Source organism: Hyphomicrobiales bacterium (assembly GCA_017642935.1).
Taxonomy (GTDB): domain Bacteria; phylum Pseudomonadota; class Alphaproteobacteria; order Rhizobiales; family MH13; genus MH13.
Window position 1 is genome coordinate 855,450 of the sequence record JAEPOK010000002.1, and the last position, 13,137, is coordinate 868,586.

A 13,137-nucleotide genomic window follows, 5' to 3' on the forward strand; every position below is an offset into this window, starting at 1 on the left:
TGAAACTATCTCTCCGCTTCTAGCAGCGAACGATGCGGTAGGTCCCGTCACCGTTTGAGACAGCGCATTCGTTGGTCGTTGTGTTGCGGGCGTAGATGGCACCTGCTGCTGCGCCGGCGGCGCCAGCAACGACGACCCATCCAGCGCTTGCACCAAAGGCGGCTGCGGTCAGCGCGCCAAGACCACCGCCGATAACGCCACCTGCCAGCGTGTTTTGCTCAACGCGGCTCATCGATTGGCAGCCTGTCATGGCTAGAGCGCCTGCCAAAACGATGCTGGCAATAATGCGCTTGGAACCACGCTTGGCGGCTGGGCTGAGGGTTTGAGTGTGTGACATCACGATCATCTCCTAAGTGCGGTGGACGCGCCATCCCGTCAGCGCGCGGCGCCGCTAGGATGCATGGCGAAGGCACGTCTGTCGATTGATCGCCGTCAATGCCTTGATCACGAAACGCTACAGGAGCGGTTTGGTTGCCGCCTCGGTGAGCGCTTTCTAAAGAAAACGGCGAAACTCTTCAGCGCCGCCGCTTTCGGTCTGTTTTGCGGCGAGAAGCCTACTTTTTGCCCTCGCCGGGCACGTTCGGTGCGGTGCCTGTGCCAGCGTTGATGTCGCGGATCGACAGGGTCGCTGGCGCATTGCCGACTGCAGAGAAGGTGCCGAGCCAGACCTCATAGGGTCCATTGGCGGCTCGATCGACGAGCACCAGCGGGTTGAAGTCGCCCCCGGAATCATCGTCGCAATACACCGTACCATCCGGTCCACGCACGACGATCGTGGTGTCTTCAGCCGAGCGCGCGGTGAATTCCACATCGACGCCACCACCATCGACGAAGGCGACAAAATCGGGATTGGATGCGACGAAGCCATTGCAGGTGTCGCCGAAGGTGTCGAAGGCTTCAAAGGACCCGCCCGCGAGCAGTTCGAAATCCTGACGTGTCATTCCAGCGAACACGGATGTTTCCGTCACCGCGCCATCGGGCAGGATCTTCTCATCCAGGATTTCGCTGATGGCCAGAGTCGCGTTGGGGTTTCCGGCGGTGGGGTCGTAGGTGCCGATGAAGATTTCATATTGGCCGGACACTGGCGTGGTCAGGGATAGCGACGGGTTGAGACCATCAGTGTCATCATTGCAGAGCACCTCGCCGATTGGCGTGCGCATCAGCAGTGTCGTGTCGGCATCGGAGTTGACGAATACGCGCAGCGGCCAGTCACCAGCGGTGTAGTTGAGCACAAAATCAGGGGTGCTGGCGATGTTGCCCCAGCAGGATGGATCGACCGTGCTGGCATCGATAATGCCACCGGCGGCAAGCGTCGTGGTGAACGGATCGGGGGTGAAGCCGGCCGTCAGCGACATGGAGTTGATGGCGCCGGAGGGGTGGGTTTTGGTGGTAGACACCTCCTCGATCAGCAGATTGGCGGCCGGGAACACATCGCCTTCAATCGGGTTGAAGGTGCCGATCCAAATCGCGTAGTCGCCGGTCAAGCCTTCCGGGCCGATCAGGCCGGGGTTGAGGCCAGCAAAGTCGTCATTGCACCGGACCTCACCATTGGGCAGCGCCACCGCCATCGTCGTATCATCATCGGATGTTGCCGTGATGCGCAGCGCCAAATTGCCGGAATAGCCGACGACATAGTCCGGGGCTTCGGCAACGAAGCCGTTGCAGAACTGGCCGAGCGTTGCACCTTCCAGCGCGCCGCCGGCTTGCAGGTCGACCGCATGCCCGCCAAAGCCTGAGTTCAGCTGCACGGAGCCGAATGTGGGCGTCTGGCGCAGGCGATCGCCCAGGCTGCCGGGGGCGACCGAACCGCGATCATTGCTTGGACCGGCTGTGACCGTCAGCGTTGCGTCAGGGTAAAAGTCGTTCTGGATCGGATTGAAGGTGCCGACCCAGACGCCGTAATTACCGATCGCCGGTGACGCGATGCTGAGCGCCGGGTTGAGGTCGAGATCGTCATCATTGCAGAAGACCTGGCCGTTGGGATCGACGACCACGAGCGTTGTGTCTTCGTCTGATTCAACGCCTAGATCGAGCGGGCCGCGGCTGCCGCCTTGATAGTTGATCACATAGTCGGGTACGTCGGCGATGAAGCCTGCGCAGGCATTGTTGATGCCAAAAGCGTCCATGTCGCCGCCAGCTTGAAGCGTGAAGGTCTGGCTGCCGAAACCGGTCGTGACCGCAATCTCACCGAAGGTGGGCGCTTGATTGGGATTGAAGCCGCTGCCGGTCGGTCCGGGTGTCGGTGTCGGCGTTGTCGGTTGTGCGGATGCGCCTGAGGTCGAGATGGTCAGCTGCGCACCGGGGAAGAAATCGTTCTCGATCGGCGAGTAGGTGCCAACCCAGACGGCATAGCTACCAGCAGATGGGCTGCTGATCTGCAGCCCGGGATTGAGATCGACGGCATCATCATTGCAGAGCACCGAACCGTTGGGCGTCACCACGACCAGCGTCGTATCGACGTCCGAGGTTATTGCCAGATCGATGGTGCCGGTACCGGGCGCGACGGTCAGCTGGTAGTCTGGGACATCGGCGACGAACCCGGCGCAGCTTGAGTTGGTGTCAAAAGCATTGATCTGGCCGCCGGCCTGCAGCGTGAATTCTTGCGTCCCAAAGCCTGCGCCAATCTCCACTTCGCCAAAGGTCGGCGGCTGGTTGGCATTGAAGCCGGTGGCGGAAGGGTTGGGTGTGGGTGTGACCGGTGGGGCAACGTCGGCCAGTTCAGACAAAATGATGTCGGCATCGGGGAACGTGTTGTTCTGAATGGGCTCAAACGTGCCGATCCAGATGGCATAGCGACCGCGCTCTCCGAAGGAGGTCTCAATGCCAGGGTTCAGGCCGTTGAAATCGTCGTTGCAGAGGATTTGTCCGTCCGGCGCCTCGATGACCATGGTCGTGTCGGCGTCCGACGACCCCTCGATCAGAACCGAGGCATCGCCGCTATAGTCGAAAATCAAGTCCGGCGCGTCGGCGATGAAGCCGTTGCAGCCTGGCGCGAAGCCGCTGGCGTCGATGTCCCCACCGGCCTGAATCGTTTGCGACACGGACCCGAAGCCCTGCCCCTCGCTGACCGTGCCGAAGGTTGGATCAAGCTGGCTGTTTTGCGCCGATGCTGAAGCGACGAGTCCAAGAGAAAGCGCGGTGGTGGCGACCCCTGCGAGCAGTTTGATGGCGGGTTTTGTGGAGCTTTGGAAAGCCATGCGTGCGGGATCCCCTTGTTGGTTTGCAAGCAGCGGCGAAAGGCTGCCCTTGGTGTTTGCCCGGTCGTTTCGACGCGCGCGAGGTTACGCCTCGCTTTGGCCGCTTGTCCACCGAGTGGTGACCATGCGCAAAGAGCGGGGCAAACCTCAGTTAACAGAGCGATGCATCTGCGCCGTGACAGACATCACACTAACGCAAGCACAGTAGAGGCAGCACGCCTGAACCGACGCTGAACGGCTTAAAGGGAAGCGGTCAGCGCCGGTTCGAAAGGCCGCTATTTCACCAGTACCGGACGACCACCGCCGGGCCCAGCGGCGACGGTGAGCGTTGCATTGGGATAATCGCTGGTTTCGGAGTAGGTGCCGACCCAAACCGCGTAATCGCCGGCCATAGGGCCTTGGATGCTGATCGCCGGGTTGAGGCCGTTGGCATCGTCGTTGCAGTAAACAGCACCATCGGGCGCGACCACGACCAGGGTCGTGTCAATGTGCGACTGGACACGCACCTCCAAAGGCACGCGGCCCAAGCCTTGGAAGTCGACGGTGTAGTCCGGCACATCGGCGATCCAGCCGGAACAATTGCCGTTGACCGAGGATGCGCGCAGGGCGCCGCCAGCGAGCAGATCAAAGTCTTGCGTTCCAAATCCACGCTGGGCGGTGATGTAACCATAAGTGGGTTCGGCCTGGGCGTTGAAAGCGACCGGCGGGCGTGGTGTTGGCCGTCCGCCGCCTGGGCCAGCGGTGATCGTCAACGTTGCGTTGGGGTAGGTGTCGGTTCGCGAAAAAGTACCGACCCACACTGTATAGGCTCCAGCGCGTGGGCTGGCGATGCTCAGCGCGGGATTAAGATCGTTGCTGTCGTCGTTGCAATAGATGTCACCGTCCGGTCCAACCACAACCAGCGTGGTGTCGGTGCTTGATTGCACGGCAAGATCGAGCGGCACACGACCCAAACCTTGGAAGTCGATGGTGTAATCAGGTGCATCGGCAATGTAGCCGGAACAATTGTTGTTGATCGCGTTGGCGCTGATCGTGCCGCCGGCCTGGAGATCGAAGTGCTGGCTGCCAAACCCGCGTGCGACCTCGATGATGCCGTAGGTTGGGGCGGCCTGGGCGTTGAATCCAACTGGTTGACGAACACCGCCCGAACGCGCCGAGACGATGAGCGTCGCGTCGGGATAGGTATCGCCATCGGAATAGGTGCCGACCCAAACCGCATAATTGCCGGCTCTAGGATGGCCGATGCTGAGCGCGGGGTTGAGACCATCACTGTCATCGTTGCAATAAACCGATCCGTCTGGGCCCATCACCACCAGCGTGGTGTCGGTGCTGGAGTTGACGCTGATATCCAGCGGCACCCGACCAGCGCCTTGGAAATCGATGGTGTAGTCGGGAGCATTGGCGATGTAGCCGGAGCAATTGCTACCGACATCTGACGCCCTGATTTGACCGCCGGCCTGCAAGGAGAAACTCTGGCTGCCGAACCCGCGCGCCACGCTGATGTAACCATAGGTCGGGTCGAAATGGGCGCTTTGCGCATGCGCTGATTGGATGCCGGCACCGGCGGAAAGTCCCAGAAGCAAGGCGAGACTCGCTGCTTGGAATGTGTGCGGATGTGGGGTGCGGTGTGTCGCCATGATGAGCGCCTCTCCTTTTGTCGCGTGGAAATTTGGCCTAGCAAGTGGCAGCGCGTCGGGGCTGATCATAATCAATTGCTAATGTATGGCGGGGCGCGGCATGGTGCCCGCGGTAGGATCGGCTGAACGCTAGCGTCGCGGACGGCGATGCGTCCCGTTTCGCCAGGCGTTGCAACAGCGAAGCGGAGCGGCTATCTGAGACGCCAGAAACTCTTCCAAACCGCAGGATTTCATCATGGCCGACGCTTCGGGCAAGCAGACGACCCTTCCCCGCACGATGTACGACAAGATCTGGGACGATCATCTGGTTCACATGCAGGATGATGGAACTGGGCTGCTCTACATTGACCGGCATCTTGTGCACGAAGTGACCAGCCCGCAGGCCTTTGAAGGCCTGCGCATGACGAACCGCAAGGTCCGCGCCCCGCAGCGCACGCTCGCCGTGGTGGACCACAACGTGCCGACCACCGACCGCTCCAAGGGTATCGATGATCCGGAAAGCGCATTGCAAGTCGATACGCTGGCCAAGAACGCCGCTGAGTTCGGCATCGACTATTATAATGAGGTCGATATCCGCCAGGGTATCGTCCACATTGTCGGGCCGGAGCAGGGCTTTACGCTGCCCGGCATGACCATTGTGTGCGGCGACAGCCACACCTCCACCCATGGCGCGTTCGGGGCGCTCGCCCATGGCATCGGGACGTCGGAGGTCGAGCATGTTCTGGCGACCCAGACGCTGATCCAGAAAAAAGCAAAAAACATGCGCGTCACCGTCAACGGTGCGCTGCCTGAAGGCGTGACCGCCAAGGACATCATCTTGGCCATCATCGGCGAGATCGGCACGGCTGGCGGTACCGGATCGGTGATCGAATATGCCGGCGAAGCCATCCAGGCGCTGTCCATGGAAGGGCGGATGACCGTCTGCAACATGTCGATCGAGGGCGGCGCACGCGCTGGTCTAATCGCGCCAGACGAGAAGACTTACGCCTACATTGAAGGCCGCCCGCGTGCGCCCAAGGGCACCGCCTGGGACATGGCCAAGGCCTATTGGGAAACGCTGCCGAGCGACGAAGGCGCGCATTTCGACCGGGAAGTGGTGCTTGATGCCGCCAATTTGCCGCCGATCGTCACGTGGGGCACCAGCCCGGAAGATGTTGTTTCGGTTACCGGCGCTGTGCCTGATCCTGCCAAGATCGAAGACCCCAACACCCGTGCCTCCAAAGAGCGCGCGCTGGCCTATATGGGCCTTGAGGCTGGCACCAAGATGACCGACATCAAGCTTGATCGTGTGTTCATTGGCTCCTGCACCAATGGCCGGATCGAGGATCTGCGCGAAGTCGCCAAAGTCGTGAAGGATCGCAAGGTCTCCGACACACTGTCGGCGATGATCGTGCCAGGGTCTGGCCTTGTGAAGCAGCAAGCCGAGCAGGAGGGACTCGACAAGATCTTCGTCGACGCTGGGTTCGACTGGCGCGAACCAGGTTGCTCCATGTGTCTGGCGATGAACGCTGATAAACTGTCGCCGGAAGAGCGCTGCGCTTCGACGTCCAACCGTAACTTTGAGGGTCGTCAGGGCTTTAAGGGCCGCACGCACCTCGTTTCGCCGGCCATGGCTGCGGCGGCTGCGATCCACGGACATTTCGTGGACATTCGAGAACTCTAAGCAGATCTCGGTCGGTCGTTCGGGAACCGGCCGCCAGACACGGCGTTTTCTCTTCATCGCACTCTGCAATGGAGGCTTAGATGCAAGAGAAAACGAAAACAGTTTGGTCGATGGCGGCCTTGGCGTTTCTGCCGGTCGCCGCCGTCACCTTCGGCGTGCTCTGGGTGGCGGTGATTGCCATTGGTGAGCCGATTTTCGCAACACCCATCTTCCAGTTCGACAGTGGCGCACTTCCCCTCTTTGCCGGGATCGCGCTAAGCTTTTTGGTCGCGGTGCCCATCGCCTATCTCATCGCCAGAGCGATGATGACCCGCGACGAAAAGCGCCGGTACGACAATTCGGCCGCTACAAGGCTTGATCCAAGCCAGTAATCGAGATGCCAGAAAAGAAAACGCCGGGGACGAACCCCGGCGTTTTTTGTGTCTGTGTTGGCATGTGCCTGCGCGTTCGTCACAGGCGACGACTGCTTACATGTCGGCCAGTGCGCCACGGACCCGGTCAGCAACATCAGCGCTGACCCAAGCTGTCCAGAGATCTTCGCGGGTACGCAGGAACTCTTCAGCGGCCTCATCGGCTTCCACATCGTTTTCCTGCATGAAAAGCAGGGCGGAAGACACGTCGGCGCCGGTCATGCCGTACTCTCCCAGGAAGGTGATGATTTCAGGCGCTTCGGTGGCGAACTCTGAGTTGACGCCAATTTCCACCGGGATCACCGGGTAGGCGGTTGCAACCTCAGCGGAATCCGCCGGATCAGCCGCCATCATTTCAGCCCAAGTGTCAGCGTCGTAGGCCGGCTCTTCCAGTTGGATCACGTCATCGCCGATCTTACCCATGACCCAGGTCGGGCCCCAGTAGTAGAAGACAATCGGCTGTTCGCGCAGGATCGAGGACTCGATGGCCGCAGCCAGTGCGCCGCCGGTGCCAGGACGGAAATTGGTGAAGGTTTCATCCAACCCATAGGCCGACAGTTTGCGGGTGTTGGCGTCTTCGCAACCCCAACCGGCAATGCAGTTGTAGAAGCGGCCCATATCGGGGTCTTCAGGATCCTGGAAGACTTCGGCATACTCGCCCAACTGGCTGACCGATGTCAGGCCGGCGGCCGGTGCGTCGTCGCCTTCGACAAGATAACGCGGCACAAACCAGCCCTGAACAGCGTCGGGATAGGCCAGGCCAACGGCTTCGACGGTGCCCTTGCCGGTTTCCTCATCCCACCATTCCTGGACGTTCGGCACCCAGATTTCCATGGTGATATCGACATCGCCGCGCGCCATGCCGTTGTAGATCGGCAGCGTGGAACCCGGAATCACGTCGGTTGAGCAGCCAAAGCCTTCTTCCAGGATGAACTGGGCAACCCGATTGTGGAACTGGGCGGAGGCCCAATCGAGATCGCCGAAGACGATATCGCGGTCGAGGTCGCAGGCGTGTGCTTGTGATGGTGCGAGCGCGGCGGCACCGGTCGTGGCAACAAGAGCGACGCCCGCTCCCAAGAATACATTCTTGATAGACAAAATATTCTCCCTGATTTGTCAGTCCATCGGCGTTGCCCCAAAGTCTCGTAAGAACAAAAGTAAAGAATACTTAAGCGTGCGAGACTTCAGCGCGTCTCGCGCATAGGGTGGCAAAACTCCGATGGAGAAGCCGGAAACTACCGTGGGACAACGATATGTCAACAGCATGGCAGGAATTACTCTTGAGTCCGAGGCGAATGCCCGCGCGCCGCAACGTCAAGTGATTAACAAGCCGCTAACGCGCGATGTGGTATGATCGGGCCATGACAGATGAAGCGGATCTTGTGGCCGTACCCTCGGTCGCGCCCCCACCTGCCAGCCGGTTTGCCGATTGGCAGACGCATTTGCGGTCCGAGCGGCGTTTGGCCGAGGCGACGCTTCACGCCTACGCCACCGATGTGCAGGCGTTTTTGACCTTCCTCGATGATGTGTCGGACGATCTGATGATGGCGCTTGCCAATTTGCGCCCGGCCATGATCCGGCGATTTTTGGCGCGGCGTGTGGAAGCTGGAGCCAGCCCGCGGACGCGGGCGCGCAATCTGGCGGCGATCCGGTCTTATCTGACATTTTTGGAGCGCGAGGGATTGGCCGAAGCTGCGCCGGCACGCGCCGTCAAAACCCCTAAATTGCCCGATCGTTTACCGCGGCCTGTTGATGCCGATGCCGCGTTGAAGATGGCGCGTGGCAAGGCCGATGATTTGGAAGCAGAACCTTGGATCGTTGCACGCAATGCAGCTGTCTTTGCGCTGATGTACGGCGCGGGGCTTCGCGTTTCCGAGGCACTGTCGATCACCAAAGGCGAGGCACCCTCTGCGACACACAACACGCGCTCGCTGCGTATCACCGGTAAGGGCGGCAAGACGCGGATCGTGCCGGTGTTGCCGATGATTGGCGAGGCCTGCGATGCCTATGCGCGCATGGTGCCTTATTCTCTGGAAACCGATGAAGCTTTTTTTCGTGGCGCGCGCGGTGGCCCGCTCGACCAGCGGATCGTGCGCCGTGTTACCGAGGCCGCGCGGGGGCGGCTAGGACTGCCCTCGACTGCGACGCCACACGCGCTGCGCCATGCCTTTGCCACGCACTTGCTGGCGGCCGGCGGTGATCTGCGCACGATCCAGGACCTGCTGGGCCATGCCAGCCTGTCGACGACGCAGGTTTACACCCGCGTTGACAGCTCGGCCCTGCTTGCCAGCTACGCCCAAGCCCATCCGAGGGCGCGGGTGCAGGAGTAAGGCGAGATGCGGATCATTTTGGTGCTTTGTCTCTCACTGCTCACGCACTCAGCGCCGTCGCTTGCCCAGACATCGTTGACCGCGCCGGCGCCCGACTGGTGTCGCTACCAGGGCCAAACAATTTGGGAGGCGCGGCGTCCGGCGCAAAATGAGCTGGCGCGTATCACGGTCGACCTGCGCTGTATCGATGATGTCGTCAGCGGCGTGCGGGTGAAGGCTGAAACGCGCTGCGGGCGCGCGCTCTGCACCTGGAGTTTTGCCGAGGAAGCCGAAGCCGAAGGGCCATCGCTGCGCGCAGTGTTCTTCACCTTCACGGCAACGCGGTTCATGCGCCTTGAGCTGACAGGTCATCAAATCAATGTCGAAGTCACCAATGACTACAATCAAGCTGGGCGCGAGACTGAAACGATGCTTGCGCAGTTCACATTGGTGGATTGAAGCGGCGGCGCTGTCATGCCGGATGGCCAAGTCGATCTAGAACTTGCTGCCGCCCAAGGCGACTCAGATCCCGTCTAACGGCCGGGACGACGCGGAACCTAAAGTCCAGGCCTTGGGTTCACGGTCAGCGGCGCAATTTTTAGGCTCGTCACCCTGTTGCCCTGACGGCGGAGGACGTTGAAACGAAAACCATGGAAGGTGAAAGCCTGGCCGCGTTCAGGGATCAGCCGCGCCTCATGGATGACCAGCCCGGCGATGGTCGTCGCCTCATCATCGGGCAGGTTCCAGTCCATCACGCGGTTCAGGTCACGAATCGGCACGCCGCCATCGACAACCACCGATCCGTCGGGCATGGGGCGCACGCCTTCAGCGGACACGTCGTGCTCATCGGTGATGTCGCCGACGATCTCTTCAAGAATGTCTTCCAGAGTGATGAGGCCCTGCACCTCGCCATACTCATCAACCACCAGCGCGATGTGGGCTTTGCGTTTCAAAAACGCGTTGAGCTGGGCTTGCAGCGTGTTGGTGTCGGGCACGAACCAGGGTGTCTGCGCGATCTCGGTCACATCGACTTCGGCCGGATCGCCCTTGGCCCGCAGCGCGCGCAGCACATCCTTGGCATGGATCACGCCGATGATGTTGTCGGAGCGCTCTTTCCATAGAGGGATGCGTGTGTAGGGACTTTTCAGTATTTCATCGACGATCTCTTCATTGGGCAGATCGATGTCGATCGACTGCATTTTCGTGCGGTGGATCATCACGTCTGAAACTTCCAGATCGTGTAGATCGAGCACGCCGCCGAGCCGATAGCGGTCGTCTTTGACCACAGCGCCTTCCTGATGAAGATAGTCGAGCTGGCCACGGATTTCTTCATGGGCCGAAAGCACGTCCATGTTCTCCACATCGATGCCGAAAATCTTCAACAAGCTGCGAATGAACCACTGGACCGCTGCTGTGATCGGCGCAAACAGAAACACCACCACACGCACGATCGGCGCGACGATCATCGCAAACTTGTCGGTGTTGGAGATGGCGAGCGTCTTCGGCAGGACCTCGGCAAACACCAGCACCAGGGCCGTCATCGCCAGGGTCGCGTAGGCAACGCCGCTGTCGCCAAACAGCCCGGTGAACAACACCGTGGTCAGCGCGGAGGCGAAGATGTTGACCAGATTGTTGCCGAGCAGCAGCGCGCCGATCAGCCGTTCGCGCGCTTCGGTCAGCTTGCCGACGAGGCCGGCGCGTTTGTTGCCTGCCTTCTCGCGCTGCATCATGCGCGCGCGCGACACCGCCGTCAGCGCCGTTTCGGAGCCGGAGAAAAAGGCGGAAAGAACCAAAAGGCCGAGGACCGCGAGGCCAGTGAGCCAAATTTCGGTGGTGATCATCAGAGGATCTTAGAACCTACGACAGGGTGAGGGTGGTTGAGAGAAAATCGCGCAACTGGTTTTCGGGCACGTCCTTGGCGATGAAGCTTTGACCGATACCGCGCGTTAAGATGAAGGTCAGGGCGCCGCGTGAGACTTTCTTGTCCTGCTTCATCGCATCGACCAGTTGATCCAGCGTTGGGCGAAACCCTTCGATGGCGTCGATATCGGTCGGCAGGCCAACCGCTTCAAGGTGGGCGACAACGCGCTGCACATCCTGGCCGGGGCAATGGCCAAGATGATGGGAGAACCGGTGGGCGAGCACCATGCCGATGGCAACGCCTTCGCCGTGCACAAGTTTGGCCGGATCGTAGCCGCAGAGCACTTCCAGGGCGTGGCCAAACGTGTGGCCAAGATTGAGCAGAGCCCGGCGCCCGCCTTCGCGCTCATCCTGCGCGACAACACGGGCTTTGGCCGCGCAAGAGCGGGCAATGGCTTCGCTGCGCAAGGCATCGTCGCCCGCCAGCAAATCGGCAGCCTTGCCTTCCAGCCACTCAAAAAAGTCGCGGTCGTCGATAAGGCCATATTTCACGACCTCGGCATAGCCGGCCTTCATTTCACGGTCGGGCAGCGTATCGAGCGTATCGGTATCGGCGAGTACAAGGATCGGCTGATGAAAAGCGCCAACCAGGTTCTTGCCGTGTTCGGTATTGATGCCGGTTTTACCGCCAACCGAGCTATCGACCTGCGCTAGCAAGGTGGTCGGCACCTGGACAAAGCGCATGCCACGGCGCGCGATGGCTGCGGCAAAGCCTGCAAGATCGCCGATAACGCCGCCACCTAAGGCAATGACCAAGTCGCCGCGTTCCAAGCGCCCACCCAGAATGGCATCGGTCACGGTCTGCACGCCATGCCAGCTTTTGGACGTTTCGCCGGGAGGAACAATGGCCGCAAAGCTGTCGATGCCAGCTGCATTGAGACTTGCTTCAAGCGCGTCGAGATGCAGGCGTGCAACACGACCATCGGTGATGATCACGGCGCGGGCGCCTGGGACCAGCGCCGCGATGCGTTCGCCAGCCTCATTCAACGCTCCTTTGCCGATGAGGATGTCGTAGCCGCGTTCGCCGAGTTCAACGCGGACTGTCTTAAGCGGTGTGCTCACGAGTTGGTGCTCACAAGGGTTTGGTCACGCCGGTTCACTGTCAGCTTTGGGATCGGCGGTAAGAAAGTCGCCCAGCGCGCGCAAACAGGCTTGAACAACATCGCCGTGGGCTCCATCGCGTGACGGCACCGTGAGATCGGCCAGAGCGTAGTTCGGAGACCGGGCTTCGAGAAGCCGCGTCATTGTGCCTTCCGGATCAGGATTGCGCAGCAGTGGCCGGTGCGAGCGGCGGCGCACGCGCGCCATCAGGGTCTCGAAATCTGCCTTTAGCCAGATCGACAGGCCGCGCTCGGCAATGTCTTCACGGGTTTGCGGATTTTCGAACGCACCGCCGCCGACCGCGATCACTTTGGGTCCATCGGAAAGCAGACGGGCAATGACCTTGCGTTCGCCATCGCGAAAATGCGCCTCGCCATAGGTTTCGAAAATCTCGGGAATGGTCAGGTTGGCCGCTTTTTCGATTTCGTCATCGGAATCGACAAACTCGATGTGCAACGCTTGCGCGAGCCGGCGGCCAATGGATGATTTTCCCGCGCCCATCATTCCGATAATCACGATGGCGCGCGCGCCTAACCCATCGCGAATGCGCGCGATATCTGCAGCATTGGCGCGTGGCGGCGCGGGCTCGTCCACAAGGGCGGCGGCATTTGAAGAAGCGTGTGACGTCATGTAGATTTGCTTAAGCGTTTTCCGCCAGAGTGAAAAGGCGATTGCGCGCAAAAGGTTTCCAGCGCTTAACGCACCTGAGATGTGACGCGATAGGGCCGCCCGTCGGCCAGCAAGGTTCGATGCCCACCACTTTTCGCTTTTTGACTCGGCTTGCCATCCTTGGCGCGATTTTCGCTGGCGTGATTTATGCGCTGGCGACCTATATCGAACCAACGCCCGAGCCGGTGTCTGTGCGTATCTCGCCGGAACGGTTTGCGGAGTAATTTGGCC

The 13,137-nt window shown here is 60.7% G+C and carries 12 protein-coding genes; 5 read left to right on the forward strand and 7 right to left on the reverse strand.

All coding sequences use genetic code 11. From position 1 onward, the window contains the following. Positions 1 to 19 precede the first annotated feature (19 nt). The 3 genes from JJ917_13590 to JJ917_13600 all read right to left on the reverse strand — a co-directional run bounded on the left by JJ917_13590 (position 20) and on the right by JJ917_13600 (position 4,834). Entirely contained in the window at positions 20 to 337 is a 318-nt protein-coding gene (locus JJ917_13590) for a bacteriocin (GenBank protein MBO6699858.1), read from the reverse strand. A 217-nt stretch (positions 338 to 554) separates the two neighbouring features. Then, on the reverse strand, positions 555 to 3,197 hold the full coding sequence (locus JJ917_13595; GenBank protein ID MBO6699859.1) for a hypothetical protein: 2,643 nt from the start codon (positions 3,195 to 3,197) through the stop codon (positions 555 to 557). Between the two features lie 275 nt (positions 3,198 to 3,472). After that, a complete protein-coding gene (locus JJ917_13600) occupies positions 3,473 to 4,834 on the reverse strand; it encodes a hypothetical protein (protein ID MBO6699860.1) in 1,362 nt (453 codons plus the stop codon). A gap of 235 nt (positions 4,835 to 5,069) precedes the next feature. Between JJ917_13600 and leuC the strand changes: the two genes are divergently transcribed. Together leuC and JJ917_13610 are read left to right on the forward strand one after the other, a co-directional pair. Continuing rightward, a complete protein-coding gene (leuC, locus tag JJ917_13605; GenBank protein MBO6699861.1) occupies positions 5,070 to 6,497 on the forward strand; it encodes a 3-isopropylmalate dehydratase large subunit in 1,428 nt (475 codons plus the stop codon). Between the two features lie 80 nt (positions 6,498 to 6,577). Beyond that, positions 6,578 to 6,868, forward strand: coding sequence for a hypothetical protein (locus JJ917_13610; GenBank protein MBO6699862.1), 291 nt, complete (start codon positions 6,578 to 6,580; stop codon positions 6,866 to 6,868). A gap of 96 nt (positions 6,869 to 6,964) precedes the next feature. Here JJ917_13610 and JJ917_13615 read toward each other — a convergent pair whose 3' ends face one another. Beyond that, positions 6,965 to 7,999, reverse strand: coding sequence for an ABC transporter substrate-binding protein (locus JJ917_13615; GenBank protein ID MBO6699863.1), 1,035 nt, complete (start codon positions 7,997 to 7,999; stop codon positions 6,965 to 6,967). A 269-nt stretch (positions 8,000 to 8,268) separates the two neighbouring features. Between JJ917_13615 and JJ917_13620 the strand changes: the two genes are divergently transcribed. Together JJ917_13620 and JJ917_13625 are read left to right on the forward strand one after the other, a co-directional pair. Beyond that, entirely contained in the window at positions 8,269 to 9,237 is a 969-nt protein-coding gene (locus JJ917_13620) for a tyrosine recombinase XerC (protein ID MBO6699864.1), read from the forward strand. A gap of 6 nt (positions 9,238 to 9,243) precedes the next feature. Continuing rightward, positions 9,244 to 9,675: a hypothetical protein gene (locus tag JJ917_13625; GenBank protein MBO6699865.1), complete on the forward strand. Its 432-nt coding sequence runs from the start codon at positions 9,244 to 9,246 to the stop codon at positions 9,673 to 9,675. Positions 9,676 to 9,773: 98 nt separating this feature from the next. Here the strand turns inward: JJ917_13625 and JJ917_13630 are convergent, their stop codons facing one another. The 3 genes from JJ917_13630 to JJ917_13640 are packed head-to-tail and all read right to left on the reverse strand — an operon-like array spanning position 9,774 to position 12,867. Further along, positions 9,774 to 11,057, reverse strand: coding sequence for an HlyC/CorC family transporter (locus JJ917_13630; protein ID MBO6699866.1), 1,284 nt, complete (start codon positions 11,055 to 11,057; stop codon positions 9,774 to 9,776). 16 nt (positions 11,058 to 11,073) lie between these two features. Then, positions 11,074 to 12,198, reverse strand: a complete 1,125-nt coding sequence (locus JJ917_13635; GenBank protein ID MBO6699867.1) for a 3-dehydroquinate synthase — start codon at positions 12,196 to 12,198, stop codon at positions 11,074 to 11,076. Between the two features lie 24 nt (positions 12,199 to 12,222). Continuing rightward, positions 12,223 to 12,867, reverse strand: a complete 645-nt coding sequence (locus JJ917_13640) for a shikimate kinase (GenBank protein MBO6699868.1) — start codon at positions 12,865 to 12,867, stop codon at positions 12,223 to 12,225. Between the two features lie 119 nt (positions 12,868 to 12,986). Between JJ917_13640 and JJ917_13645 the strand changes: the two genes are divergently transcribed. Beyond that, positions 12,987 to 13,130 (forward strand): histidine kinase, encoded by a 144-nt coding sequence (locus JJ917_13645; GenBank protein ID MBO6699869.1) that lies wholly within the window; start codon positions 12,987 to 12,989, stop codon positions 13,128 to 13,130. The last annotated feature ends 7 nt before the right edge of the window (positions 13,131 to 13,137 follow it).